The sequence below is a fragment of the Pseudomonas sp. F01002 genome (assembly GCF_004402115.1).
Taxonomy (GTDB): Bacteria; Pseudomonadota; Gammaproteobacteria; order Pseudomonadales; family Pseudomonadaceae; genus Aquipseudomonas; species Aquipseudomonas frigoris.
Genome location: NZ_SOPU01000005.1, coordinates 70,322 through 94,604, shown reverse-complemented (window position 1 = coordinate 94,604; position 24,283 = coordinate 70,322). Strand labels below are relative to the sequence as shown.

Here is a 24,283-nt window from a genome sequence, read left to right as displayed (position 1 = left end):
CTGTTGATTCAGTAGCAGGCAGGCGAACCATTGCGTGGGAGGGAAGAACTAAAAAAGGCGCCTTCTACAACGTGAACCAGGCGCCCAAAACAGAAGAACGGGTTGCCGCTCACTTCTTGCTTGATTGCTCCCTGATCTGGGTCAGGCTAAGACGAGGGGTCAATGCTTCAGGGTCGACTCTGACCTCAATCAAGGATGGCCGGGACAAATCAAGGCAGCGTTCAAACGCTGGGGCAAATTCCGACGTCGTTGTGACCACCTCGCCATGCAGTCCATAGGCTTGGGCCAGTGCGGCGAAATCCGGGTTGTGCAATTCGGTGCCTGAAACGCGTCCAGGGTAATTGCGTTCCTGGTGCATTCTGATGGTTCCGTACATTCCGTTGTTGATCACGACGAAAATCACATGGGCGCCATACTGCGCTGCAGTCGCTATCTCCTGACCGTTCATCAAGAAGCAACCATCCCCGGAAAACGAAACCACCACTCGATCCGGGCACGTCAGTTTGGCGGCCACCGCCGCAGGAACGCCGTAGCCCATGGAGCCATTGGTAGGGCCTAACTGAGTGCGGTATTGGCGGAACTGATAGAAGCGTTGAAGCCAGACGGCGTAGTTTCCGGCGCCATTTGTCAGGATCGCGTCGTCCGGAAGACTGCGATTCAACCACTCAATGATTTCGGCCATTTGCACATCGCCAGGGGAGGGCGAGTGTTGCAGATTTTCGCAGTAGTGTTTGTTCAGGGTGCGCGTCCATTCACTCTTTATTTGGCTGGGCACCGCCGGAAGTTTTGCGGCTGATTTAGCAAAGGTCGACATGCTGCTGTTTATCGCTAACGCAGGTTGGTAAACCCGCCCCAGTTCCTCGATGCCTTGGTGAATATGGATCAAGGTTTGCTTGGGTACCGGGATGTCCAAGGCAGCATATCCGCCCGTTGAAACCTCACCCATTCTGGAGCCCACGACCAGCAGCAGATCGGCGTTTTTTACCGCTGAGGACAGCTGCGCTGACGCGGCGAAACCAAGATCGCCGACATAGTTCGGGTGTCGATTGTCGAACAGGTCCTGGCAGCGAAAGGAGGCGGCAACCGGGATATTTTGCTGTTCAGCAAAAAGCCGGATGTCGTGCACTGACTCGGTGTCCCAACCGCTGCCACCCAGCACCATCAATGGACGCTCTGATCGCTCAAGCAGTTGCTGCATGGCGGCCATTTGCTCGGCTGCCGGGGTCATCAATACGCGTTTGAAAGGCCCGGCATCACTGACTTCCGCCATTTCGGTCAGCATGTCTTCCGGCAGTGCGACCACGACAGGCCCAGGTCTGCCATTGACCGCTCGGTGGAACGCCTGGCTGATCAGTTCGGGAATTCTGCGGGTGTCGTCTATTTGCACGACCCATTTCGCCAAGGGGCCAAACATCTGGCGAAAATCAACTTCCTGAAAGGCTTCGCGATACTGCTGATCGCGAGCGACCTGGCCAATGAACAGAATCATCGGCGATGAATCCTGGAACGCAGTGTGAACGCCAATCGAGGCGTTTGTAGCACCCGGGCCTCGGGTCACGAAGCAGATGCCTGGCTCTCCAGTGAGCTTGCCGTAGGCTTCGGCCATATAGGCCGCCCCACCTTCCTGGCGGCACACCACCAGGTCGATTTCTTCTTGCACGTCATGCAATGCATCGAGAACCGCGAGGTAGCTTTCTCCCGGAACACAAAAAGCTCTTTTGACGCCATGGATGCGTAAGGCATCCACCAATATCTGACCTCCGCTACGACGAGAAATGGTTTTATTCATTGTTATCTCCTGAGTCGAATGGTGCGGTGTGAAAGGGTGAATCGCTCTCTTTCTGACAGGTACTGACTCGATCAAATGGAAGAACAATGGCTAACGTCTGCGCCACGAATTCTGAGCATCATCGAGTAGGGGTACAAACGATGATTGCTCAGCACTTCATTCCCTCAGCTATTGAAGTCGGACTTCAAGTCACCCAGTGACTTTTTTATGCTGCCGCGCGCTTCAGTCATGGCTATAAATCGTGAAATTGCAATTTCACACGACTACCGACTAATATACGGTTCATATGCATTTCATATCGGATTGAGCAGTGGGTATCGTAAAAATTTCAGAAGCCATGCACGAGAATCTGCGCGTCGCCAGCGATGCGCTGAGTCGCTCGATCAACGCCCAAGCCGAGCACTGGATGCGCATCGGGATGCTTGCGGAGTTACATCCCAACCTCGACCACAGCGACATCTGCCGCTTGCTGATTCGTGCCGAACTGGCTGGCGGCCTCGATCTAAAACAGCTATGCGCACTCGCCGATTTTTCGCAAAACGCCCAGGTTGATGCAACACCAGGAGCCCAGCAATGAAGGCCAGTGTTGCTATCAATACCCCGGCAGAAATAGCCAAGTCTCGCGCTGCGGGCACGCTGGCCGCCGAGGTCCTGGCCATGATTGCTCCGCATGTCAAAGCGGGGGGCACCACCGACGAACTTGATCAGCTCTGTCACGACTACATCGTCAACGTGCAGAAAGCCATTCCGGGGAATGTCGGCTATCACGGCTTCCCGAAAACCGTGTGTACATCGGTCAACCAAGTGGTCTGCCATGGCATTCCTTCGGCCACGCCACTAAAGGATGGCGACATCGTCAATATCGACATTGCCGTTATCAAGGAGGGTTGGTACGGCGACACCAGCCGCATGTACTTCGTGGGTGAGCCCGGCCCGGATGCCCGACGTCTGGCCGAGACGACCTATGAAGCGATGTGTGCCGGTATTCGCGTCGTCCGCCCCGGCGCTACCCTGGGTGACATTGGCCATGCCATTCAGACGGTGGCCGAAAGAGACGGATTCAGCGTCGTGCGCGAATACTGCGGTCACGGTATCGGCAAGATTTATCACGATGAGCCGCAGGTCCTTCACTACGGCTATCCAGGCCAGGGCCTGAAACTGAAAGCCGGCATGATCTTCACCATTGAACCCATGTTGAACGCTGGCAAACGCCATGTGAAAACGCTGGCTGATGGCTGGACCGTGGTCACCAAGGATCACTCACTCTCGGCTCAGTGGGAGCATATGGTCGCAGTCACTGACGACGGCTTCGAGGTTCTGTCCCCTTGGCCCGATAGTGTCGATGGGTATCCCGCCATCGTTTAGGCGCGGTTTGCGAGTGACACACAGCTACGTCACGGCCATCCAGATGGCCTGATCAATCGCAAAATGGCGCTAGTGGTTTTGAAACGTCTGCAGTTAGCATTGAGGTTTATCAACGCACCCAACGACAGGTTGGGTAACGTAACCGAGTAGGTCGAACATTGATCGAACGACGCCAATTTAGCGGAGGCATGAAGGGGAAAAATCTCCGCTATCTGAATGAGAACCCCAACGAGAAAACTCAAATGGTCCGGGCAGGATTTCTGCTGCTTGAGCATTTCTCGCTGCCCGCATTCACGCAAGCACTGGATACGATTGTCACCGCGAATCTTCTGCGACCCGGGTTGTTCTCTTCCCGAACGTTCGGCTTGACCGATGAGGAAGTCGTCAGTGACCTGGGCCTGGTCATTCGGCCGGATACCCGTTTCGATGGCTCAACGATCCAGGAGCTGGACCTTCTGGTCGTTTGTGGCGGCTACAGGACAGAACTCAAAGCGACGGATGAACTCATCTCCCTATTGAGGGCTGCATCAGACCAGGGCGTCATTTTGGCCGGGTTGTGGAATGGCGCATGGTTCCTGGGAAGGGCAGGTTTGCTTGACGGATATCGTTGCGCGATTCACCCCGAACATCGCCCCGCGCTCGCGGAAATCGCCAAGGCGACGCATGTCACCAGTGAGCCCTACGTCATCGATCGAGACCGACTCACGGCTTCCAGTCCCTCGGGGGCATTCCACATGGCGCTGGACTGGATCAAAGGCTTGCATGACAAAGCCCTCGTCGAGGGTATTGAGGACATCCTGGCTTTCGAGGAGTCACGTTATCGGCGCATAAAACCGACTGAAAATGTTTGCGTGAGCGCACCATTACGCGAGGTGGTGAAGCTGATGGATGCCAACCTCGAAGAACCTCTGGAGTTGGAGCAGTTGGCCGTATACGCAGGTCGTTCGCGTCGACAACTCGAGCGCTTGTTCAAGGAGCAACTGGGCACAACGCCGCAACGGTATTACATGGAATTGCGGATTACCGAGGCGCGTCGGTTGCTCCAGCACACGGAGCTATCCCAGGTGGACGTGTTGGTTGCGTGTGGCTTTGTATCGCCCAGCCATTTCAGCAAGTGCTATAGCTCGTACTTTGGATACAGGCCTTCCAAGGAAACGCGACTGGTCAAATAGAACTGCTTTTTGAGTCGATGCTTACTCGTGATTTGTGCAGATTTACGCCGTCATCATTCAGTAGTTTTGAGGAAGCCAAAACGTCCGTTTTCGACTCTTTGCCCCAACCTTGGGGTCATTCCTGAAAGTGGAGCGGTCTGTCGTCTAGATGCTTACCACAATCAACACCCTGTTCAGGTCCTGCATAAACTCCATGATCGTCACCAGGCTTGCGGTCTGCATCAGCAGCAGCGGTCGTCTACTAAGCCCTATCAGGCATAAACATTCGAAATTCCGGAAAGATGACCAGGTGCCGCAAAAGATGCCAAAGCAATGCCTGGGCCAATAGCCAAGTATTTCGACGGGACCGATGACTCGGGGGCGTCCCCCGGAAAGTGATCCGCGAACATGGGATGGCCGCCCGCGGAGCTTTCGCGCGTCGCCTCGTCTTGGGTGACATCGTTCGACCATCACGCCGTCTTCGACGCAATAACTCGTCTGCGTTCTTGCAGACGGGGAAATCCCTGCTTAACTCTGAACATATGGTCAGTCAGTGACTCATTGGTCACGGCAGCCATCCGAGCACCCTCGCGCTGTTGTCGCTTGTCCGTGTTGCCAGATTAAGCCCGAGGAGGCCTATGCGTTGACGCTTGAAAACCACTCTGAGTTATTGATGTATTGGCCTGACACTTCGCTGTCAGGTCCACGTGTTCTGCTGTCTGCGATAGGGCCCTGTGGGCATCCCAAACGCTGTGCGCTTAGTCCAATGGGTTCAAGGAAGTAAATGTCATGATGCCGAAAACTGCCATCGTCGAGATCTGCGGGAAGTACAAGGTATATACCGAGCACTATCTCAACACTGCCGCTGACAAGACCATCATTCTGGTCAACGGCTCACTGGCAACGACCGCATCTTTTGCCCAAACGGTGCGTTACCTGCAGCCGCGATTCAATGTGATTCTCTACGACCAGCCCTATGCCGGTCAGTCGAAGGAACACAACCTTCACGGCCAACCGATCCGAAAGGAAGACGAGGCCGCGATACTGCTGGATTTAATCGAACACTTTGGTGCGCACCATGTGCTGTCCTTTTCCTGGGGCGGTGCGGCTACCTTGCTGGCGCTGGCCCAGCGGCCGCGACGAATCGAGAAGGCGGTGATCAATTCATTCGCAGCTCGTATCAATACACCGATGCGCGATTACCTGGAGAGCGGCCTGAACCATCTCCAGGCTTGCGACCGCCTCAATGTCGGTCGCTTGATCAACAGCACAATCGGCAAGCACCTGCCATCGCTGTTCAAACGCTTTAATGACCGCCATGTCAGAAGCCTGGCCGAGCACGAGTACAGGCAGATGCATTTCCACGTCAATGAGGTGCTGACCCAAGACACCCATTGCTATGTCGCCTGTGCCGCTGCCATCGAAATACCGCTGCTGTTTGTCAACGGCGAATGGGATGAGTACACCTCGGTCGAAGACGCCCGGCTGTTCGCCGATCATGCGTCTCAGTCCCGGTTCCATACCATCAAGAACGCCGGGCACTTCCTCGATATGGAACATCCGGCGGCCTGGCATGACACCCGGCAGGCCTTGCTCGGTTTTCTGGATCCGGCTTCCAGGAGGCAGGGCCGTGTTGCCTCAGATATCCAGGTCAATCACGTATGAGCGATTAAATTCCGGATTTTCATTAACGCCATTTTTTGCATAGCCCCGGGCGTTGCAAATGACGCGAGTTTTGCCCACCTGGTAGTCAAAGCTCCCATGGGTATGGCCATGCAGCCAAAGTGCCGGCTGCCAGACGTTGATCCGGTCTTCGAGGTCTGAAACAAAACTCGCGTTAATCGGCGAATTCTCAAACAGCGGGCCTATGCTCAACCGTGTCGGTGCAAAATGCGAAACCACCACCGTGGGAGTGCTTCTGTCGCGGGTGAAGCAGTCTTCCAGCCAGGCGACTGTCTGTAAAAAAATCAGTTGGGAAATTGCCGGGCTGAACAGGTCTGGAAAATCTGGTGAGATTTTTATGTGGGTGAAGTCCCGCATGAGCTTCGTAGCCAGATCAATACCCTGTGCCCGATCCTCTGCAGAATCGAAAAGTCGATAGTCAGACCACAGGGTGCAACCCAAAAACCGCACACCGTTGTGGAGATACTCCGAGCGTTCCAATACGTGGATCTGTGTGCCTTCCGACAACCTGTTCAAGTGCTCGTAGGTAGAGATCAAGTCGCTGCCATAAAACTCGTGATTCCCTGCCACGTACACGATCGGAACAGGGCACGATTTGGCCCACTCAATGGCCGTGGCCGGTCGGGAGATGTCTCCCGCGAGGACGACAATATCGGCATCCACATCGGGAAAAGGTAACGCGTTGACGGACAAGTGGATGTCTGACAGCAAGGCGATGCGCATCGATCAACTCCTACTTATTTTGGATGGTAACGAGAACAGCTCAATGACGGACATTCGCTGGCGTCAGTTTGTGTAGTCGACAACGGGCCTCAAACGCCGCTCCATAATTATCGTGCGCTCGACCCCGTGAAATTCGTCGCGGATTTTTCGATAACCCAGCTTGAAGTAAAAGGCTTCTGCGGTGATGGAGGAGGGGACGCGCAGTACCTCGATTTTTGCTTCTTGGGCGACAGATTGAATCGTTGCCATCAACTGCCTGCCGAGTCCGCGTCCCTGATGGCGTGGGTCAACGAATACACTGCGCACAACGTCTTGATCAAGGCTGGCCGTGGCGACTACACGCTTATCGATGGTGGCGACAAAGACCTGGCGTTGGCTCAACAAGGCGCGGATGGCCTCGGTAGAAAAGCTTTTCTCTACCTGGGTGATGACGTCAGGAGGGTAGTCCAGGGCATTGGACTGGCGCAGCGATTGAATGATGACCCGGCTGATGGTTGCCGCATCGTCAGTGGTGGCGAGTCGAATCTGGTTATTCATTTTCAAGACCTCGATCCTTGTGTCTTTGCCAAAATCCTTTAAGCCGATCTTGAGCGGTCAATGTCGGGGCAGCCTTCGGCAACCACTAGGTGATCTGCGCACCACGCGCCTTTAACAACTCCCGCAATACCGACCGATGGCAATGCGCTTCATCTTCGCAATAACAGCCAATGGCCAGTGACGTTTGGTGGGACAACGCCGCCAACAAATCGAGCAACTGGCTGGGCGCCGGGTGGTTCATTTCGGTCTTGAACTTGCGCTTGAAGGCTTCCCACGCCTTCGCGTCTTCTGCCGCTTTGGCTTCTGCGACCAGTTCGGCACTGGGAGACAGCAGCGGCTGCCACACGTCATAAAAATCCCGACTGGCAAACTCGGCTTTCGGCACGCCACGCGGCGGGCGACGCACCGTGCCCAAGCGCAAGCCTTCATTGGCGGCGCGCGGTGAGCCGAGGCGCACGATATGGATGGGCATGGTCGATGTGTTCCCTCTTATGGCCGATTTCTGCAGTGTGCGGGAGAAATCGGCCACGCTCTGGGGTCCTTCATCACCGCGAGCTTTCGAACCACTCCAGCGCCGTGCGCCAGATGCAGATCCCCAGGAAGTAAGCCGACATCAGCAGCCAAAGCCCCATCACCAGCGGGTTGATCACCGGATGGTTGACCACCAGCGACAAGCTGCACAGCAGCCAGATGGCCGTTACCGCGATGTTGATCGGCATGAACTTGCGCACGCGGAACGGGTGGAGGAACTTCATCCGGGTCACGGTCAACAGCGCCAGGCCGATGATGGTGAGAAAGGTGATCCACGGCGACGGGGCGATGATGTACAGGCACAGGGCGACCACGTTCCAGGCGGCGGGAAAGCCCTGGAAGTAGTTGTCCTTGCTCTTCATGTTGACGTTGCAGAAGCAAAACAGCGACGAGACCAGAATCAGCGACACGGACAGCAGCAGCGTGTAGTCCGGCAAGGGGATGTAACGATAAATGAACAGCGCGGGGATAAACACGTACGTCAGGTAGTCGATGACCAGATCGAGGATCGAGCCATCGAAACTTGGCAGTACCGACTGGACATTGACCTTGCGTGCCAACGCACCATCCAGTCCATCGACGATCAGGGCGACGCCCAGCCACAGCAGGCAGTTTGTGGCCTGGTTTTCCAGCAGGGCGAGGGTCGCGAGGAAGGCAGTGACCACGCCGGTGGCGGTAAAACCATGGGCGCCCCATGCTTTGAGCCTGGCGATGTGTAGGGTCGATATCACGGGGGCGTTCTCCAGAAAGTGAAGCAAGCCTGTTATCACCCCTTCAATCGGGGGTGTCGGCAAACCAAGTCAGGTTGCATGTATCGACCGGGTATCCGGGGATAAGGTTCACCATCTGTAAATCTTAGCTGGGCGGCAAAAAAATACCCCGGATAAATCTGGGGTATTAAATGAAACATCGGCGCAGGGCGATACGTTTTACTCAAACGCAGTGACCGGCGGATTGATCGGCTGCAGACAGGCTCATTCACAGCGCCTTGCTCATGAACACCCGACTCGTGCCTGGCGGGTCGCAAGGCACTTCGCCGAAGCGCTGCCAGCCGTGTTTTTCATAGAACTGCGGGGCCTGGAAACTGAGGGTATAGAGCACCGCCGAGCGGCAACCACGACGACGGCCTTCGTCCTCGTACGCTTTAAGCAGTCGAGAACCGAGCCCGGAGCCGCGCAGTGACTCGGGCAAGTAGAAAAGATCGAGAAACAGCAGACCGAGCGACGTACGCCCGGTAATACCGCCCAGCACCTGATGGGTATCCGGATCGCGGACCGTTACTGCCAGCGACTGGCGGTCGTTTATGCCGGTCGTCTGATCATTGAAGGCACTCAGCCCGGCGCTGAGTACGTGCTCGACTTCAGGTTCGATGACGTCGCTGACGACAATCAGGTGGCGGTCCATGTGTTCGTTGATCCTGTGGGCATCGGGTTTGCAAGGGTAGAACACTCGCAGCCGAGGGGCATCAGGGTCAAGGGCAATAAGGGTTTCATGTCAGCCAAACGGTGGTGGCGCAATTGCCGGCGAGGACTATCGTTGCCTGACTGGGTCACTCCAACCGATGAGGACATCGTCATGAACACCAGCGATTTGCTCGAACAATTACTAAGGGCCGGCCAGGGCTCAACGTCGCAACAGGGTGGCGGTGGCGCGTCGGCCCAAGGTGGTCTCGGCGGTCTCGGTGGATTGCTCGGCGGCCTGTTGGGCGGTGGTGCCGGTTCAAGCGCCGGGGGCGGTGGCCTGGGTGGTTTGCTCGGTGGTCTGCTGGGCGGTGGCTCCGCGATGGGCGGTTCGCCCCAGACCCGGTCGACCCAGACTCGGTCGGGTGGCGGCACCAATTACGCGGCGCTGGCTTCGCTCGGAATGATGGCATTCCAGGCCTATCAAGCCTGGCAACGCAGCCAGGCCTCGGCGCCGCAACAGGCACCGCGCACTGTCGACCTGTTGTCCGGCCCGGAAGTCGAGGACCACAGCCATGCGATTCTTCGTGCATTGATTGCGGCGGCGAAGGCCGATGGCCGGATTGATGATGCCGAGAAGCAGATGATCAGCACCGAAATCGGCCGCCACACCGACGACCCAGAGCTCCAGCAATGGCTGGATGACGAAGTCGCGCGGCCGCTGGACGCCGCCGATGTGGCGCAGTCGGCCACGGATTCCGGCATGGCGGCGGAGATGTACCTGGCCAGTGTGATGTTGGTGGACGATCAGCAGGACGCCGAACGTAGCTATCTGGATGAACTGGCTGCGGCGCTGAGTATCGATCCGGAGCTGCAAGTGCATCTGGAGCAGCAGGCCAGAGGTGGCACTGTTTGAGGTTCATCCACAAAAAAAGTTGGCTGTCAGGTTGCCTTCGCGTGCAAGTCGAATCGTCGCACCGCCGCTCCCACATTAGATCTTCAGTGAATGCATTTTTTGTGTTCAATACAGATCCAGTGTGGGAGCGGCGGTGCGACGATTCGACTTGCTCGCGAAGAACGATGACGCGGTGATGCTGGTTGCAACGCCTACGAGGTCATGGGGGCTTTTGGCACCAGAAACGTAACCCCGAAACTCTCGGCGATCTCCAGTATCCGCGGCAAATCCTGCGGCACTTTGAGCTGATCCATCGCGGCAAAGAACTGACCACCGAGCGGATCAGAGACCACACCAATCATCTTTGCCGTCGCGCTGATGTTCTTGTAAGCATGAACAGTCCCAGCAGGAATATGCACATAACCCCCGGGGAAAACGGTGGTGGCCTTGCCCGCAACTGTCACTTCCACCTGCCCGTCGATGACGTAGAACGCTTCGTCCCAAGGGTGAAAGTGCGGAGGCGGCCCGCCGCCTTGCACGCCTTCCTGGATATGCATTTCAAAGGGCTTGGTCAGATCCCCGCCCGCGAGAATGGTGATGGCCTCACCCACGACATTGACCGGGTCGGGGGTTTTTTCGGGCTCGATGACATGAACCGTTCGCATGATTGCTCTCCGAAGGATGAGTCCACACCCGCTGAGTATATTCACTTGATTTGGCGCCGGGTGCTGCGGCGCTGCCCGTCTGTCCGAGCAATTTCAACGCCGATTGAATTATTTTCCGGGCGTGTCGCTCTGCTGATGTAGAGACGTGCTGATTCAGCGTCCTGCCATTGGCCTCAGACCGAGAGACGACCCCATGACTGCCCTGACACGACTTGAATCCCAGCCGACCCACGAACGCTCGATCCCGACCGCCGGCAGCCTGAAACGTATCTACGAACAGTTATTGCTGAGCGACGATATCGAACACCAGCGCGCACTCGGCAAAACCTTCCTCGAGGCTCAACTTGCGCACGCAAAGGACCTGCCCGAGGACATGCCGCACGACCTGTCGGCACTGCCAACCTTTGTCGAACATCACTGCGCCGAAGTGGCTCGTCAATACGCCGATTACCTGCAACAGCGCAAGGACGGCGGGCCGCGTCAGTTCTTCACCAACAAGGCACACGCATTGTTTTTCCTGCAAGCCGTTGCCCCGACCAAACTGGTGGACGGCGCATGGCTGTATGGCCTGCTGCGGCACTGGCATAACCCGCGTTTCGAAGGGCTGATTTGCACCTATCTGGAAGAGCTGGGCGACGGCAACCCGGCGCAAAATCATGTGGTGATCTACCGCAAACTGCTCGCCGAACATGGCTTGCTGGACAACGCGTTCATCCCGGACGAGCGTTACCTGCAAGGCGCGGTGCAATTGGCGCTGGGTTATTGCAGCGACGATTTTTTGCCGGAAGTGATCGGCTACAACCTCGGTTATGAACAACTGCCGCTGCATTTGCTGATCAGCGCCTATGAACTCAGCGAACTGGGCATCGATCCGTATTACTTCACCCTGCACGTGACCATCGACAATGCCAGCACCGGCCACGCGCAAAAGGCCGTGCAGTCGGTGCTGCAATTGTTGCCGGTGGAAGGCGACCGTGAAGACTTTCTGCGCAGGGTTGCGCTGGGTTATCGGCTCAACGATCTGGGGCAGGGCAGTCGCGCGATCATCGAGTCGTTCGACCTGTACGGCGAGTTGCTCAACATGCTTGAACGCAAGCGCCCGTTTGGTCAGCACATGCATTCCGACTACTGCCGGTTTGAAGGCAAGACCGTCAATCAATGGTTGTCGACGCCGGAGCAGTTGCCAGGCTTCCTCATCGCCATGGAAAACAAGGGCTGGATCAAGCGCCACCAGGACCCGCAAGCCAGCCGTTTCTGGCAATTGATCGATGGCGACGGCGCGGCCATGTTCGGGGTGTTCAGCCCCTACGAAAAACAGCTGCTGCACGACTGGATTGCCGGGGACTGGCGACCTGCGCGAGCGCCGGCAGCGGTTCGACGCGGTAGCAGTGCCGCGACCGAACAGCCAGTACCCGTCAATGACCCGGATGTCCAAAGCCTGCACGCTACACTTAAAGGGCTTGCCGCCGACGAGCAAATGCAAGTCTTGATTCCGTGGTTGTCTGCGCATCGGCACGCCCACCCCGCTGGCCTGATGGCCACGCGACGGTTCATCGAACTCAAATCCGGTTTTCGATAGGGAGCCCTTCATGAATCAGGAAGAACACCTTAGCGCCGCCGATCTGGCCCTGCTGCAACTGGGGCGCCGCTTGCAGGCCGACGGTTATCGTTTCATCACGCCAACGCCGCTAACCCATCAGCGGGTCAATGATCGCTCCTTTGGGCAAAGCGCCCGGACCCTGCGCGAAGTGTTCGGCTGGTCGCGGCCGTTTGAGCCGGGTCTGTTGTCGGTGGATGAGCAGCGGCAGTTGCAACAGGCTGGCGTCCTCGAGGAATGCAATGGTCGACTGAAAAGTCATGTGCGCTGGTCAAGCCTCGATGACCTGTTGTTCGTGCACTCGGGTTACCCCACTGATGCCGCTGACGCGGTGTTCTTCGGTCCCGACACTTATCGTTTTGCACAACTGATTCACGCTCATCTGCAACAGAGCTTCGCGCCGATCAGGCGCGCCGTGGACATTGGTTGCGGCGCTGGTGTCGGAGCGATTGTTATTGCCCGCGCACGCCGTGAGGCCGAAGTGCTGGCCGTGGACATCAACCCTTTGGCGTTACGCATGACGGCAGTCAACGTCGCGCTTGCCGAGTTGGCTAACGTCAGCATCGAGGCCAGCGATGTGCTGCAAGACGTCGACGGCCACTTCGACCTGATCGTCGCCAATCCGCCCTACATGGCCGACCCGGCCGAGCGTGCTTACCGGCATGGCGGCGGCGCGCTTGGCGCGCAATTGTCGTTGCGCATTGTCGAGCAAGCCTTGTATCGGTTGGCCCCCGGTGGCTCCTTGGTGCTGTACACCGGGGTGGCGATGATCGATGGCGTCGACCCGTTTCTGGATGCGGTGACACCGCGTCTGGAATCGCCGATGTTCGGCTGGACCTACCACGAACTCGACCCCGATGTGTTCGGTGAAGAACTGATGACCCCTGGCTATCAGCGGGTGGAACGCATTGCCGTCGTAGCCCTGATTGTCACGCGTATCGGTTCGGGCATCGGGGGCACCGTTACGTCGTCAGTCGGTGCGCCATGACCAGGAGCCTGGACGATTACAATCGCATGCGCGATTTCTCGGCGACCTCTGAACCGGTTGCCGGCAAACGTTCGGGCAAAAAAACCGTGAAAGATCATGCGTTACAGTTCTGCATCCAGAAGCACGACGCCTCACGGCTGCATTACGACTTTCGCCTGGAGCTCGATGGCGCACTGAAAAGTTGGGCGGTGCCCAAAGGTCCGTCACTGGACCCCAAGGTCAAGCGCCTGGCGGTGCACGTCGAAGACCATCCGATTGATTACGCCACCTTCGAGGGCAGCATTCCCGAAGGGCATTACGGCGCCGGCGACGTGATTGTCTGGGACCGGGGGGTGTGGATTCCTCAGGACGACCCGGCCAAGGCGTACGCCAAGGGCAAGCTCAAATTCGAGCTAAAGGGCGAGAAGCTCGGCGGCCTGTGGAACCTGGTGCGCACGCACATGCCGGGCAAGCAGGAGCAATGGTTTTTGATCAAGCATCAGGACGGCGCGGCCAAACCCGAAAGCGATTACGACGTGGTCGCCGCCGAGCCCGACAGCGTGCTCAGTGACCGGACCATCGTTGCCAAAAAGCCGAAGACCGCTGCCAAACCCAAACCGGTCAAAAAAACCGCTACCCCGGCGCGCAAGGAAAAATCGGCGCCATTGACGGGCGCCCGAAAAGCCAAATTGCCGGAACTGCTCAAACCGGAACTGGCGAAGCTGGTCGAAAAAGCCCCGGGCGGCGAGTGGAGCTATGAGATCAAGTTCGATGGCTATCGGATCATGGCGCGCATCGACCACGACGAAGTCAAACTGTTCACCCGCAACGGCCACGACTGGACCCACAAACTGCCCAGACAAGCCGAGGCGTTGGCGGCGCTAGGCCTCGAATCGGCCTGGCTCGACGGGGAAATGGTGGTCGCCGACGAGCAGGGCGTGCCGGACTTTCAGGCCTTGCAAAACGCCTTCGACTCGGGCCGTAGCGGCAACATCGTCTACTACCTGTTCGACATGCCTTACCTCAACGGCGTGGACCTGCGCGAGGTACCGGTCGAGGAGCGAAGGGTTGCGCTGTCGACCGTGCTAAACCCCAACAAAGACCCGCTACTGCGCTTCTCCGATGCCTTTAGCGAAGAACCGGAAGCCCTGCTCAACAGCGCCTGCCAAATGCAGATGGAAGGGCTGATCGGCAAGCGTCTGGGTTCGCCTTACGTGTCGCGGCGCAGCAGCGACTGGATCAAGCTAAAGTGCAAGCATCGGCAGGAATTTGTGGTCGTCGGCTTCACCGACCCGAAAGGCTCGCGCAATGCCTTCGGCGCGCTGCTGCTGGGGTTGCATGACCGCGACAGCGGTGAGTTGCGTTACGCGGGCAAAGTCGGCACCGGGTTCAACGAGACGACGCTCAAGCGCATCTACGAGCAGCTGAAACCGCTGCAAACCAAGAAGATTTCGGTGGTCAATCCACCGAGCGGTTTTGACGCCAAGGGTGTGCACTGGCTCAAGCCCACGCTGCTGGCAGAGGTCGCTTTTGCCGAAATGACCAAGGAAGGTTCAGTCCGTCATGCAGTGTTCCATGGCCTGCGTGACGACAAACCTGCCGAAGACATTACCGAGGAGCGTCCGAAAGCCGTGAAGACTTCAGCCGCGAAAAAAACCACTGCCGAAAAACCTTCCACCCCTGCCAAAAAGAAAGCCGCGCCCGCGCCCTCACAAATCGGCCTGGGCGAGGGCAAGGTCCGCATCACTCACCCGGACCGGGTCATCGACGCCAGCAGCGGCACCACCAAAGTGCAACTGGCGGAGTATTACGCCAGCGTCGCCGAATGGATTTTGCCCGAGCTCAAGGACCGCCCCGTGGCGCTGGTGCGCGCGCCGGACGGCATCAACGGCGAACTGTTTTTCCAGAAGAACGCCGAGCGCCTGGCCATTCCGGGGATCACCACCCTGGACAAGGCACTCACCGGCCAACCGGTGATGATCATCAACAACGCCGAAGCCCTGATCGGCGCCGTGCAAATGAGCACCGTCGAGCTGCACACCTGGAACGCCACCTCGGACAACCTCGACAAACCCGACCGCTTCGTCCTCGACCTCGACCCGGACCCGGCACTGCCCTGGAAAAGCATGGTCGAGGCCACCCAGCTGACCCTCTCGGTACTCGATGAACTGGGGCTCAAGGCGTTCCTCAAGACCAGCGGCGGCAAAGGGATTCACCTGGTGGTGCCACTGACTTGCAAGCTGGGTTGGGATGAGGTGAAAGACTTCAGCCACGCGATCGTCAGCCACATGGCCAAGTTGCTGCCGGAGCGTTTTTCCGCCGTGTCGGGCCCGAAGAACCGGGTAGGGCGGATCTTCATCGATTACCTGCGCAACGGTCTGGGCGCCACGACCATCTGCGCCTACGCCGTGCGCACCCGCGAAGGGCTGCCGGTGTCGGTGCCGATCTTTCGCGAAGAGGTGGGCGAGCTCAAGGGTGGCAATCAGTGGAACGTGCACACTGTGCATGAACGCCTGGCCGAGGTCGGTGATGAACCCTGGAAGGATTTGAAGAAAACCCGGCAGTCGATCACCGCCGAGATGCGGCGACGGGTAGGGATGAAAAAATAGCGGTTGGGATGAACACGATCGGTGTAGGAGCTGGCGAAGCCTGCGATCTTGGCGGCGGTTGTTACACCGACAAAATCAAGATCAAAAGATCGCAGCCTGCGGCAGCTCCTACGGGGGGCTACTTGATGAATGCTTGTAGGTCACTGGTCAGTTTGTCGATCGCCACTTTGAAATCCTTGGTGGTGATCTTCTGGCTGGCGTTTGACAGGGTGCTGCCAAAGACTTTGCGCACCACTTTGGCCACGGTCTGGTTGTTGCTGGCGTCGATAAACTCGGCCTCGATAAACAGTGTGGTGTCCTGATCGCGATGGCCACTGGCAGCGGAAACACCCCCCACGACGGCGGCAACCGGCACCACTTCATACCACTTCATGCCTTCGTTTTCGGCACTCACCCCGGTGATCGCCGCGCGCATGATCAAGGTTTTTGAACCCTTCGGCGCTGATTTTTCGCTCGATACCACCCGATATTTCTGACCCAGCACACCTTTGGCCTTACTGGTCATGTAGTTCTGCAACTCGTCCAGGGTTTGCTGGTTAACCCGCTCAGTGGGCTTGGGCGCCGGGTAGAGCTCCAGCTTATTGAAAACCACGGTGTTATAGGCATCTGGATTCCAGGACGGGCTCACCCAGCGCATGGCTGTTTCGCCGCTGGTGGTGGTGACCTGCTGCAAGTTGTTGTAGTTGGACAGGAAGCCGGAATACTGCTCACGCTCGGTGACTTTCGAGGTGCAACCGCCGAGCAGCAGGCTGGCCAGCGCAGCGCCAATAAACAGTTTTCGGGACAAGTTCATAGTGGTGTGTGCTCCATGGATTAAGTCGTTTTTTTTCAGTAGCAGGGCATCAGAATCGCCAGGTCATGTTTCCGGTCACGGCTTGAATCCAGGCATTGTCGAACTGACCCGGGGGTCGAGTACCTGACGCGGATTTGGTCAAATCCACCGGCATGTCGCCGAGCCAGACCATGGCCCAGCTGACATTGATGTCGGTGACCTTGTTCAGAGCATAGGTGGCCGGCCGCAATGCGCCAGAATTCGCCCATGGGAGCGGTAAAAGTTCGGTTTGCGTCCGAAACGGCGCTGCTGTCGTACACCACAGAGTACTGGAAGCGCTGAAAGGGCAGGCTTGATACGCAGGCATGAGGCGGCGAGCCCGGCTCGCCGCCCCAACGACTATTGCTTGCCGACAGCGCCCGCCAGCAGCGGCGCTATCTGTTCATCGGTCAGTGCCGCCTGGACCTCCATGGTCATGAGGTCGCTCCATTCCAGCACCCACTTCTGAATGGCTGCCGGATCACTGGCCTCTGCCACGCCAAAACCGGATGCACCACCGACGGCGTGCCAGCGTCCCAGCATCTTGACGCCAACGGGTGGAGCCCCCCCGGTCTTGAGGAAACGCTCGATCGCGCTGTTACGATTTGCCGAACTGATAGACCAACTGACTATGAATAACATTTGCCACCTCCTGCTACGGATTGGCACCTGTTGCTCTTCGCGCACCTGGCGGGTGCCGGGACCACGGTCACGCTTGAGTGTCCAGATTCATCCCTGACTGGCTTGAAACCATTGCTCCCATGAGAAGGCATAGCAGCGGGCCAGCCTCTGCGTATGACCGCTGATCCTGTTTCGTTGCATGGCAACGAATTTTGCAGGTGCTTCGAGGACGAGGTTCATGGGGCTGATTTCACGCATCGCGCAACAGGTCGTTGGCGTTGAGCAGCTCGTAGGCAATCTCCGGGTGCTTCTCCAGTGCGCGACGAATCGCGGCCGGGATCGACTGACGGGTTTTGCGGCATAGCCCCGGTTGTTCGCCGAGGTTAATACCGATACCGCGCATGGTGCGTACTTCGTTGAAACTGGGGACGATGTCCACGCGGATGCCCAACTGTTCGTACATTCGCTGTTGCAGGCGTTCCAGATCACTCAGGCTCTGGAGGTTTTCCAGGCGTTCGACCAGGCGCTTTTCTTCCGAACGGGTCAGAAACAGGATGCGCACGTCCGCCCCCGGTGTTTCCAGCAGCGGGTCACGCCCGCAGTCGCAGGCGCCGGGCGGGCAGGGTTGGCGGATTGGAGGCGTGGTGGTCATGGGGTTCAATCATAGAGTGCTCCAATCGGGTTTGCCCATAGGGTTTCTTGCCCTTCTGGCGAACGGGTCACGCCGGGACTAGGCTTAAGAGTCGTGCACAGGCCAAGGAGCGGGATCAATGAAAGCCAACGCGAGTGTTTTCTGCCTGTTGTTCACCCTTGCGCTGGCCCCGGGCGCTCGTGCCGACGATCCGCCAACACCGGACGCCACCCCGACGATCAACCCGCAAGTGGTCGATAAACTCATCGATATGGGCACCTACCTACGCAGTCTGCCGACGTTTCAGGTCGACGCCGAAGTGTCCCGGGATACCGTTCTGGAGTCTGGCCAGAAGATCAAGACCGAAGCCTCGACTGTCTTGAAAGTGGTGGGTCGCGATCGGATGTATGCCAAAACGGAAGGCGATGTTCGAACGCGAGAGTTCTTCTACAACGGCAAAAAACTGACCCAGTATTCTCCGCTTCTCAAGTACGACACCACCGTGGATGCACCGCCTAAAATCTCCGATACGCTGCACATGATAGAAAATCATTATGGGATTCAGGTGCCCATGGAGGACCTGTTTCTGTTTGGCAGCGATCAGGCGCAGATCGATGCACTGAAAGCGGCGCTGTACGTCGGTCCGTCGACGATCAAGGGGCAACTGTGTGATCACCTGGCCTTTCGGCAGGAGGGCGTTGACTGGCAGTTGTGGATCACTCGATCCGACAAGCCACTGCCGTGCAAACTGGTGATCACTACCACCGATGAACCGGGTTCTCCGGAATACAGCGCGGTGTATCGCTGGAACCTGAAACCGGGCATCAAGGACTCGATCTTCACCTTCGCACCGCGCAAGGGCGATGTGGCGATTCCTTTGAAGAAAGCCAGTGATCAGGGAGGGGCATGACATGAACAGGACGATGTCGTGGAGCCTGTTGTTATCGCTCGTAACCACCTCGGTACTGACGCTGAGCCTGGTCACTTATGTGGATGCCCGACCCCAGCGCGCCCAAGGGCACGCTAGGGCATCGGTCAATCATGCGCCGCCGCCCAGTGCTCAAAGGGCTCAGCGCGTCAACACCGGCAATACCGCTCAACGCGCTACCAACGTCAACGCGGGCAATCGGGTCAACACCGGCAACACAGTCAACTCTGGAAATCGGGCGAATGCCGGTAACACCGTCAACTCTGGAAATCGGGCCAATACCGGAAACACGGTCGGCAACCGAACCAACATCAACAACAGCACCCGTAACGTCAACATCGACAACAGCCGCGACGTGGACATCGACGTAGACGGGCAGGGCCGCTATGGCTACGACGATCACTACCATCCGATCGCCACGGCGGCGGCCGTCACCGCAACGGTCGCGGTGACAGCGGCGGTGGTCGGGTCCATCTTCACGCCAGCGCAATTGCCCCCCAGTTGCGTGCAAGTCATCCAGTACAACACGGCTTACATGCAGTGCGGTTCAACCTGGTATCAACCACAGTATCAGGGCAGCGATGTGACTTATGTCGTGGTGAATGCGCCTTGAGTCGGGGGGATCACATTCCGACCGCTTGATTTTAGAGGAGACGCAGCATGGAGCGATTCACGGGTGGTTGCCTGTGCGGCAACGTCCGAATTGAGGCGTCGGGACTCCCGTATCGGGTCGGCCTTTGTCACTGTCTCGATTGCCGCAAGCATCATGGGGCGCTTTTTCATGCTTGCGCGATATTCCCTCAGAGTGCGGTGACGATCGACGGCGAAACACGTGACTACGCAGGACGGTTTTTCTGTCCCCGCTGCGGCTCGTCCGTTTTTGCGCGCACCGACGACGAAATCGAAGTGAACCTGGGGTCCCTGGATGCCCCTGACCAACTGATGCCAACCTACGAAAGCTGGATCGTGCGTCGTGAGTCCTGGTTGCCGCCGTTTCCGCTCACGAGACGATACGAGCGCGATCGTGACGCCACGGGTCGCTTTGAGGAGTAGGTTCCGATGCTTGAACCGGGTCTGGAGCGTTGCATGAAAGTGGGCGTGATTTCCGATACCCATGGCTTGCTCCGCGCCGAAGCCCTTGCTGCACTGCAGGGTTGTGAACGGATTATTCACGCGGGCGACATCGGCAGCCCCGAAATCCTCGATCAACTGGCATCAATAGCCCCGCTGCACGTGGTCCGCGGGAACAACGATCTGGACGCCCCTTGGGCGGAAAATCTCGCCGACTGCTTATGTTTCGACCTGAACGGATGGCAGGTCTTTCTGGTACATGACAGTGCCGATGTCCCAGCCGTGCTTGATGCAGGCATAAAGCTGGTGATCACCGGCCATTCGCACAAGCCCCGCATAGAATGGCGCGGCGAACAGCTCTACCTCAATCCCGGCAGCGCGGGACGCCGGCGCTTCAAGCTGCCGGTGACGCTGGCTCTGCTTGAGGTGCTTGAGACCTCAATTGAGCCGCGTCTGGTCTCGCTACTGGAATGACCTTTCCCTGGGTTGTAGATTTTTCTGTGAGCAGGGCCTTGCCAAACTGGGCGTTCCACACCGAGTTTTCCAGCCGCTATATACTCGACGGCCCCTTTACCACCTCATGCAAGAGATCCCCATGGCAAACCACGACCTCACCTTCCTCCCCGACCCCGATCCGCAGTCCATCTCCTCGGATGTCGCCGGTTTCGGCGGCCTGCTGGTCTCCACTCAGATCCCCACCCGCGCCGACGGCAGCCTGGAGTTGGGCGACATCGCCCTGCAAAGCGAATGCACCCTGCAGGCACTCAAGGTAGCGCTGGAGCACGCCGGCAGTTCCATGGACCGGGTTCTGCATCTGACCATCTACCTCACCGACATGGCTGACCGCGCCGCCTTCAACGAGGTCTACCAGCGCTTCTTCGCCAAGCCCTGGCCGGTTCGGGCCGCCGTTGGCGTGGCCTCCCTGGCAGTTGAAGGCATGCGCGTGGAAGTCACCGCGATGGCGGCCAAGGGCTGAGTCCGCGGACTTGTCCGGAGGTCCCGCTCAACGAGCGGGCGCCACCGGGCGGGTTGGCAAAGACTGCGTCAAGGATGGCTTTTACTGGCCGTCTACGAGGCGAGGCAGCCCCAAGGGATCAACCTCGCGCAATGACTCAGGCAATAGGGCATCAGGAAAACCCTGGTAAGACACCGGGCGCAAAAAGCGTTCAATCGACGTCATGCCAACCGAGGTGAAGCGGCTGTCCGACGTTGCCGGAAACGGTCCACCGTGGATGGTGGCGAAAGACACCTCCTGAGGATGCGCGAAGGCGTTGACAACGATTCGCCCGGTGCGCCGCTCCACGACCGGCAGCAAGCGATGAGCCAGTGGCATATCGCGCTTATCAAGATGCATGGCAGCGCTGAGCTGCCCCTTGAGCGAGCGAGCGACGGCGAGCAGTTCATCCTCATCCTTGACGTTCACCAGCAGTGCCGAGGGACCGAATATTTCTTGCGCAAGTACCGTCTCGGTCAGGAAACGTTGGCCATCGACTTCATGCAACACCAGATCAGCGAGCCGAGCGCCGCCTACATCGAAGAACGAAACGCACGGCGTGAGGCTTTCAAGGGGAATCGAATCCAGCAGTAAGGAGGGAATCCACAGTGCTCGTTGCCCGCTGAACTTGTTGGTCCGCATGGTAGGACGAGCGCACCAGCGGTCCGGACGCAACGTTCTTGAAGCCCATCCGCGTACCTTCCTCAGCGAACCAGGCGAACACGTCCGGGTGGACGAAACGCTGGACCGGCAAGTGGCTGCGAGACGGTTGCAGGTACTGGCCGAGGGTGAGCATATCGACATCGTGCTCACGCATGCGCTGCATGACTTCGATGACTTCCTCGTCGGTCTCGCCAAGGCCCAGCATCAGGCCGGATTTGGTTGGTACTCGCGGGACCAATCGCTTGAACTTCTGCAGCAGATCCAGCGACCACTCGAAATCCGAACCCGGCCGCGCGGCTTTGTAAAGGCGCGGGACGGTCTCCAGATTATGGTTGAACACATCGGGTGGCTCAGTGGCGGTGATCGCCAGGGCAACGTCCATCCGGCCACGGTAATCCGGCACCAGGGTTTCCAGCTGCACGCCCGGCGACCGCTTGCGGATTTCGCGCAGGCAATCGACGAAATGCTGGGCGCCGCCGTCGCGCAAGTCGTCGCGGTCCACCGAGGTGATCACCACGTACTTCAGGCGCAGGTCGGCGATGGCCTCGGCGAGGTTCATCGGCTCTTCGGCGTCCAGCGGTTTTGGCCGGCCGTGGCCGACGTCGCAGAACGGGCAACGGCGGGTGCAGATGTCACCCATGATCATGAAGGTCGCCGTGCCACCGGAAAAACACTCGCCGAGGTTCGGGCAGGAGGCTTCTTCACAGACGCTGTGCAGCTTGTGTTTGCGCAGCAGCTGTTTGATCCGGTCGACCTCGGGGGAGGTCGGTATGCGCACGCGAATCCAGTCGGGTTTGCGTGGGAACTCATCGGTCGGGATGATCTTCACCGGAATTCGCGCGACCTTTTCTGCACCGCGCAGTTTGACCCCGACTTGCATTTTTACCGGGCTTTTGCCGGTCGATTCCACAAGTACGCTCATGTATTTTTTCCTCTTGTGCGAGCGGGAGAGCCCCGCGCTGACGCCAGAAAAACGCATTCTTTGTAGCAGCTGGCGCAGCCTGCGTTCGGCTGCGCAGCAGTCGTAAAACCTGAGTGCGAGGTTTTTCTGAAACACCGCATTGCCTGATTTCACGACTGCTGCGCAGCCGAACGCAGGCTTCGCCATCTGCTACAAAAAGTGCTGCGGATCAGTCGCGGTAGACCGGGAAGTCGCTGCACATTGCAGCGGCTTGCCGGGCGACGTGGGCCTCGACATCGGCATCGCCGAGGTGATCGAGAATGTCGCAGATCCAGCCCGCCAGCTCGATGCTCTGGGCTTCCTTGAAACCACGGCTGGTGATCGCCGGCGTGCCGATGCGCAGGCCAGAGGTCACGAACGGCGATTGTGGATCGTTCGGCACGGCGTTCTTGTTCACGGTGATACCGGCACGACCGAGGGCGGCGTCGGCGTCTTTGCCGGTCAGGCCCTGACGAATCAGGCTGACCAGGAACAGGTGGTTGTCGGTACCGCCCGACACGACGTCGTAGCCTCGGTCGATGAAGACTTTAGCCATCGCCTGGGCGTTGCGGATCACTTGCGCCTGATAGGTCTTGAAGGCGGGCTCCAGCGCTTCTTTGAAGCACACAGCCTTGGCGGCGATCACGTGCATCAACGGGCCACCCTGGCCGCCGGGGAACACCGCTGAGTTGAGTTTTTTCTCCAATTCCGGATTGGCCTTGGCCAGGATCAGGCCACCACGCGGACCGCGCAGGGTTTTGTGGGTTGTGGTGGTGACGACATCGGCAAAGGGAATCGGGTTCGGGTACAGACCTGTCGCTACCAGCCCGGCAACGTGGGCCATGTCCACAAACAGATAAGCGCCGACCTTGTCGGCAATCGCCCGGAAGCGTGGGAAGTCCAGGGTCTTCGAGTAAGCGGAGAAGCCGGCGATGATCATTTTGGGCTGGTGCTCGACGGCCAGGCGTTCGACTTCGTCGTAATCGATCAGCCCGGTCGCGGTGTCGATGCCGTACTGAACGGCGTTATACAATTTGCCGGAAAAACTGACTTTGGCGCCGTGGGTCAGGTGACCGCCGTGGGCCAGGCTCATGCCCAGCACGGTGTCGCCGGCCTGCAGCAACGCCAGATAGACCGCGGCGTTGGCCTGGCTGCCGGAGTGCGGCTGGACGTTGGCGTAATCGGCGCCGAACAGCTGTTTGGCGCGGTCGATGGCCAGTTGTTCGACCACATCGACGTGTTCGCAACCGCCGTAATAGCGCTTGCCCGGATAGCCTTCGGCGTACTTGTTGGTCAGGCCGCTGCCTTGCGCTTCCATCACCCGTTGGCTGGTGTAGTTTTCCGAAGCGATCAGCTCGATGTGGTGTTCTTGCCGTGCGTCTTCGGCGTTCATCGCCGCCAGCAGTGCGTCGTCGTAGCCTTTGATCTGGTCGTGTTTGCTGAACATGGTGGAGTCCTCTGTTGTTCTTGGATGGATAGACATACAAGGAGCTGCCGAGTGAAACGAGGCTGCGATCTTTTGATTTTTTAGAAGCCAGATCAAAAGATCGCAGCCTTCGGCAGCTCCTACAGGGGTTAAGCGGTGTTTTTAAGCGTCCTGGTAGTCCGCTATCGACGGGCAGGCACAGATCAGGTTGCGATCGCCAAACACGTTGTCGACGCGACCGACGGGCGGCCAGTATTTGGCCTCGATCAAGGTTTCGAGTGGGTAA

26 protein-coding genes and 2 pseudogenes are annotated in these 24,283 nt (G+C 58.4%); 13 read left to right on the top strand and 15 right to left on the bottom strand.

Annotation, left to right across the window (positions count from 1 at the left end; genetic code table 11):
* Positions 1 to 109: 109 nt before the first annotated feature.
* Positions 110 to 1,789 carry a thiamine pyrophosphate-binding protein gene (locus tag E3W21_RS04260; protein ID WP_134418560.1) on the bottom strand — a complete coding sequence of 560 codons (1,680 nt, stop codon included), beginning with the start codon at positions 1,787 to 1,789 and terminating at the stop codon, positions 110 to 112.
* Between the two features lie 310 nt (positions 1,790 to 2,099).
* Between E3W21_RS04260 and E3W21_RS04255 the strand changes: the two genes are divergently transcribed.
* The 4 genes from E3W21_RS04255 (at position 2,100) to E3W21_RS04240 (ending at position 5,970) form a co-directional block, all read left to right on the top strand.
* The gene (locus E3W21_RS04255) at positions 2,100 to 2,366 is read left to right on the top strand and encodes a ParD-like family protein (protein ID WP_129436737.1); all 267 of its coding nucleotides are present in this window, start codon (positions 2,100 to 2,102) and stop codon (positions 2,364 to 2,366) included.
* Positions 2,363 to 3,154, top strand: coding sequence for a type I methionyl aminopeptidase (gene map / locus E3W21_RS04250; RefSeq protein ID WP_134418559.1), 792 nt, complete (start codon positions 2,363 to 2,365; stop codon positions 3,152 to 3,154). Before E3W21_RS04255 ends, map begins: the two co-directional genes overlap by 4 nt.
* 188 nt (positions 3,155 to 3,342) lie before the next feature.
* Positions 3,343 to 4,326 (top strand): GlxA family transcriptional regulator, encoded by a 984-nt coding sequence (locus E3W21_RS04245; protein ID WP_134418628.1) that lies wholly within the window; start codon positions 3,343 to 3,345, stop codon positions 4,324 to 4,326.
* 768 nt (positions 4,327 to 5,094) lie between these two features.
* Entirely contained in the window at positions 5,095 to 5,970 is an 876-nt protein-coding gene (locus tag E3W21_RS04240) for an alpha/beta fold hydrolase (RefSeq protein ID WP_134418558.1), read from the top strand.
* Here the strand turns inward: E3W21_RS04240 and E3W21_RS04235 are convergent.
* From E3W21_RS04235 to E3W21_RS04215, 5 genes are all read right to left on the bottom strand, one after another.
* The gene (locus E3W21_RS04235) at positions 5,944 to 6,711 is read right to left on the bottom strand and encodes a metallophosphoesterase (RefSeq protein WP_134418557.1); all 768 of its coding nucleotides are present in this window, start codon (positions 6,709 to 6,711) and stop codon (positions 5,944 to 5,946) included. The two genes, E3W21_RS04240 and E3W21_RS04235, sit on opposite strands and share 27 nt — an antisense overlap.
* Positions 6,712 to 6,774: 63 nt before the next feature.
* Positions 6,775 to 7,248: a GNAT family N-acetyltransferase gene (locus E3W21_RS04230; protein ID WP_134418627.1), complete on the bottom strand. Its 474-nt coding sequence runs from the start codon at positions 7,246 to 7,248 to the stop codon at positions 6,775 to 6,777.
* 85 nt (positions 7,249 to 7,333) lie between these two features.
* Positions 7,334 to 7,720 (bottom strand): DUF488 domain-containing protein, encoded by a 387-nt coding sequence (locus E3W21_RS04225; RefSeq protein ID WP_134418556.1) that lies wholly within the window; start codon positions 7,718 to 7,720, stop codon positions 7,334 to 7,336.
* Positions 7,721 to 7,793: 73 nt separating this feature from the next.
* Complete coding sequence (pcsA, locus tag E3W21_RS04220; protein ID WP_129436727.1) at positions 7,794 to 8,510, bottom strand: phosphatidylcholine synthase; 717 nt, start codon at positions 8,508 to 8,510, stop codon at positions 7,794 to 7,796.
* Positions 8,511 to 8,757: 247 nt separating this feature from the next.
* A complete protein-coding gene (locus E3W21_RS04215; RefSeq protein ID WP_129436726.1) occupies positions 8,758 to 9,183 on the bottom strand; it encodes an N-acetyltransferase in 426 nt (141 codons plus the stop codon).
* Between the two features lie 171 nt (positions 9,184 to 9,354).
* On the opposite strand from E3W21_RS04215, the gene E3W21_RS04210 reads away from it, so the two are divergent.
* The gene (locus E3W21_RS04210; protein WP_134418555.1) at positions 9,355 to 10,095 is read left to right on the top strand and encodes a tellurite resistance TerB family protein; all 741 of its coding nucleotides are present in this window, start codon (positions 9,355 to 9,357) and stop codon (positions 10,093 to 10,095) included.
* 191 nt (positions 10,096 to 10,286) lie between these two features.
* Here E3W21_RS04210 and E3W21_RS04205 read toward each other — a convergent pair whose 3' ends face one another.
* Positions 10,287 to 10,739: a cupin domain-containing protein gene (locus E3W21_RS04205; RefSeq protein ID WP_129436724.1), complete on the bottom strand. Its 453-nt coding sequence runs from the start codon at positions 10,737 to 10,739 to the stop codon at positions 10,287 to 10,289.
* Between the two features lie 193 nt (positions 10,740 to 10,932).
* On the opposite strand from E3W21_RS04205, the gene E3W21_RS04200 reads away from it, so the two are divergent.
* The 3 genes from E3W21_RS04200 to ligD are packed head-to-tail and all read left to right on the top strand — an operon-like array spanning position 10,933 to position 15,912.
* The gene (locus tag E3W21_RS04200) at positions 10,933 to 12,318 is read left to right on the top strand and encodes an iron-containing redox enzyme family protein (RefSeq protein ID WP_134418554.1); all 1,386 of its coding nucleotides are present in this window, start codon (positions 10,933 to 10,935) and stop codon (positions 12,316 to 12,318) included.
* Positions 12,319 to 12,328: 10 nt separating this feature from the next.
* The gene (locus E3W21_RS04195; protein WP_134418553.1) at positions 12,329 to 13,324 is read left to right on the top strand and encodes a class I SAM-dependent methyltransferase; all 996 of its coding nucleotides are present in this window, start codon (positions 12,329 to 12,331) and stop codon (positions 13,322 to 13,324) included.
* Positions 13,321 to 15,912: a DNA ligase D gene (gene ligD / locus E3W21_RS04190; protein ID WP_134418552.1), complete on the top strand. Its 2,592-nt coding sequence runs from the start codon at positions 13,321 to 13,323 to the stop codon at positions 15,910 to 15,912. The genes E3W21_RS04195 and ligD overlap by 4 nt, the downstream gene beginning before the upstream one ends.
* Positions 15,913 to 16,030: 118 nt before the next feature.
* On the opposite strand, the gene E3W21_RS04185 is transcribed toward ligD, so the two are convergent.
* From E3W21_RS04185 to E3W21_RS04170, 4 genes and pseudogenes are all read right to left on the bottom strand, one after another.
* On the bottom strand, positions 16,031 to 16,705 hold the full coding sequence (locus E3W21_RS04185; protein ID WP_134418551.1) for a DUF3313 domain-containing protein: 675 nt from the start codon (positions 16,703 to 16,705) through the stop codon (positions 16,031 to 16,033).
* A 49-nt stretch (positions 16,706 to 16,754) separates the two neighbouring features.
* A pseudogene (locus tag E3W21_RS31645) lies at positions 16,755 to 17,007 on the bottom strand (transporter); the annotation flags it as partial.
* Between the two features lie 76 nt (positions 17,008 to 17,083).
* Positions 17,084 to 17,365, bottom strand: coding sequence for a DUF3303 domain-containing protein (locus tag E3W21_RS04175; RefSeq protein WP_134418550.1), 282 nt, complete (start codon positions 17,363 to 17,365; stop codon positions 17,084 to 17,086).
* 229 nt (positions 17,366 to 17,594) lie between these two features.
* Positions 17,595 to 17,996, bottom strand: a complete 402-nt coding sequence (locus E3W21_RS04170; RefSeq protein WP_134418549.1) for a hypothetical protein — start codon at positions 17,994 to 17,996, stop codon at positions 17,595 to 17,597.
* A 118-nt stretch (positions 17,997 to 18,114) separates the two neighbouring features.
* On the opposite strand from E3W21_RS04170, the gene E3W21_RS04165 reads away from it, so the two are divergent.
* From E3W21_RS04165 to E3W21_RS04145, 5 genes are all read left to right on the top strand, one after another.
* Positions 18,115 to 18,885 carry a DUF2092 domain-containing protein gene (locus tag E3W21_RS04165; protein WP_134418548.1) on the top strand — a complete coding sequence of 257 codons (771 nt, stop codon included), beginning with the start codon at positions 18,115 to 18,117 and terminating at the stop codon, positions 18,883 to 18,885.
* A gap of 1 nt (position 18,886) precedes the next feature.
* On the top strand, positions 18,887 to 19,516 hold the full coding sequence (locus tag E3W21_RS04160; protein WP_134418547.1) for a hypothetical protein: 630 nt from the start codon (positions 18,887 to 18,889) through the stop codon (positions 19,514 to 19,516).
* Between the two features lie 47 nt (positions 19,517 to 19,563).
* Complete coding sequence (locus E3W21_RS04155) at positions 19,564 to 19,956, top strand: GFA family protein (RefSeq protein ID WP_129436698.1); 393 nt, start codon at positions 19,564 to 19,566, stop codon at positions 19,954 to 19,956.
* Between the two features lie 33 nt (positions 19,957 to 19,989).
* A complete protein-coding gene (locus tag E3W21_RS04150) occupies positions 19,990 to 20,448 on the top strand; it encodes a metallophosphoesterase family protein (RefSeq protein WP_129436697.1) in 459 nt (152 codons plus the stop codon).
* A 121-nt stretch (positions 20,449 to 20,569) separates the two neighbouring features.
* Entirely contained in the window at positions 20,570 to 20,950 is a 381-nt protein-coding gene (locus tag E3W21_RS04145; RefSeq protein WP_123369193.1) for a RidA family protein, read from the top strand.
* An 81-nt stretch (positions 20,951 to 21,031) separates the two neighbouring features.
* Here the strand turns inward: E3W21_RS04145 and E3W21_RS04140 are convergent.
* The 4 genes and pseudogenes from E3W21_RS04140 to E3W21_RS32260 all read right to left on the bottom strand — a co-directional run.
* Positions 21,032 to 21,475: pseudogene (locus E3W21_RS04140) on the bottom strand (aldehyde dehydrogenase (NADP(+))); the annotation flags it as partial.
* A gap of 61 nt (positions 21,476 to 21,536) precedes the next feature.
* A complete protein-coding gene (gene lipA, locus E3W21_RS04130; RefSeq protein ID WP_134418546.1) occupies positions 21,537 to 22,553 on the bottom strand; it encodes a lipoyl synthase in 1,017 nt (338 codons plus the stop codon).
* 208 nt (positions 22,554 to 22,761) lie between these two features.
* Entirely contained in the window at positions 22,762 to 24,018 is a 1,257-nt protein-coding gene (glyA, locus tag E3W21_RS04125) for a serine hydroxymethyltransferase (protein ID WP_134418545.1), read from the bottom strand.
* A 141-nt stretch (positions 24,019 to 24,159) separates the two neighbouring features.
* Positions 24,160 to 24,283, bottom strand: a 124-nt coding sequence (locus E3W21_RS32260; protein WP_371927040.1) for a hypothetical protein, incomplete at its 5' end; no start/stop codon positions are given.

What these genes read in the sequence shown, in the direction of transcription:
- E3W21_RS04260 (WP_134418560.1), bottom strand. Translation starts at nt 1,789, where the DNA reads ATGAATAAAACCATTTCTCGTCGTAGCGGAGGTCAGATATTGGTGGAT.
- map (WP_134418559.1), top strand. Translation starts at nt 2,363, where the DNA reads ATGAAGGCCAGTGTTGCTATCAATACCCCGGCAGAAATAGCCAAGTCT.
- E3W21_RS04245 (WP_134418628.1), top strand. Translation starts at nt 3,343, where the DNA reads ATGAAGGGGAAAAATCTCCGCTATCTGAATGAGAACCCCAACGAGAAA.
- E3W21_RS04240 (WP_134418558.1), top strand. Translation starts at nt 5,095, where the DNA reads ATGATGCCGAAAACTGCCATCGTCGAGATCTGCGGGAAGTACAAGGTA.
- E3W21_RS04235 (WP_134418557.1), bottom strand. Translation starts at nt 6,711, where the DNA reads ATGCGCATCGCCTTGCTGTCAGACATCCACTTGTCCGTCAACGCGTTA.
- E3W21_RS04230 (WP_134418627.1), bottom strand. Translation starts at nt 7,248, where the DNA reads ATGAATAACCAGATTCGACTCGCCACCACTGACGATGCGGCAACCATC.
- E3W21_RS04225 (WP_134418556.1), bottom strand. Translation starts at nt 7,720, where the DNA reads ATGCCCATCCATATCGTGCGCCTCGGCTCACCGCGCGCCGCCAATGAA.
- E3W21_RS04215 (WP_129436726.1), bottom strand. Translation starts at nt 9,183, where the DNA reads ATGGACCGCCACCTGATTGTCGTCAGCGACGTCATCGAACCTGAAGTC.
- E3W21_RS04210 (WP_134418555.1), top strand. Translation starts at nt 9,355, where the DNA reads ATGAACACCAGCGATTTGCTCGAACAATTACTAAGGGCCGGCCAGGGC.
- E3W21_RS04205 (WP_129436724.1), bottom strand. Translation starts at nt 10,739, where the DNA reads ATGCGAACGGTTCATGTCATCGAGCCCGAAAAAACCCCCGACCCGGTC.
- E3W21_RS04200 (WP_134418554.1), top strand. Translation starts at nt 10,933, where the DNA reads ATGACTGCCCTGACACGACTTGAATCCCAGCCGACCCACGAACGCTCG.
- E3W21_RS04195 (WP_134418553.1), top strand. Translation starts at nt 12,329, where the DNA reads ATGAATCAGGAAGAACACCTTAGCGCCGCCGATCTGGCCCTGCTGCAA.
- ligD (WP_134418552.1), top strand. Translation starts at nt 13,321, where the DNA reads ATGACCAGGAGCCTGGACGATTACAATCGCATGCGCGATTTCTCGGCG.
- E3W21_RS04185 (WP_134418551.1), bottom strand. Translation starts at nt 16,705, where the DNA reads ATGAACTTGTCCCGAAAACTGTTTATTGGCGCTGCGCTGGCCAGCCTG.
- E3W21_RS04175 (WP_134418550.1), bottom strand. Translation starts at nt 17,365, where the DNA reads ATGTTATTCATAGTCAGTTGGTCTATCAGTTCGGCAAATCGTAACAGC.
- E3W21_RS04170 (WP_134418549.1), bottom strand. Translation starts at nt 17,996, where the DNA reads ATGACCACCACGCCTCCAATCCGCCAACCCTGCCCGCCCGGCGCCTGC.
- E3W21_RS04165 (WP_134418548.1), top strand. Translation starts at nt 18,115, where the DNA reads ATGAAAGCCAACGCGAGTGTTTTCTGCCTGTTGTTCACCCTTGCGCTG.
- E3W21_RS04160 (WP_134418547.1), top strand. Translation starts at nt 18,887, where the DNA reads ATGAACAGGACGATGTCGTGGAGCCTGTTGTTATCGCTCGTAACCACC.
- E3W21_RS04155 (WP_129436698.1), top strand. Translation starts at nt 19,564, where the DNA reads ATGGAGCGATTCACGGGTGGTTGCCTGTGCGGCAACGTCCGAATTGAG.
- E3W21_RS04150 (WP_129436697.1), top strand. Translation starts at nt 19,990, where the DNA reads ATGAAAGTGGGCGTGATTTCCGATACCCATGGCTTGCTCCGCGCCGAA.
- E3W21_RS04145 (WP_123369193.1), top strand. Translation starts at nt 20,570, where the DNA reads ATGGCAAACCACGACCTCACCTTCCTCCCCGACCCCGATCCGCAGTCC.
- lipA (WP_134418546.1), bottom strand. Translation starts at nt 22,553, where the DNA reads ATGAGCGTACTTGTGGAATCGACCGGCAAAAGCCCGGTAAAAATGCAA.
- glyA (WP_134418545.1), bottom strand. Translation starts at nt 24,018, where the DNA reads ATGTTCAGCAAACACGACCAGATCAAAGGCTACGACGACGCACTGCTG.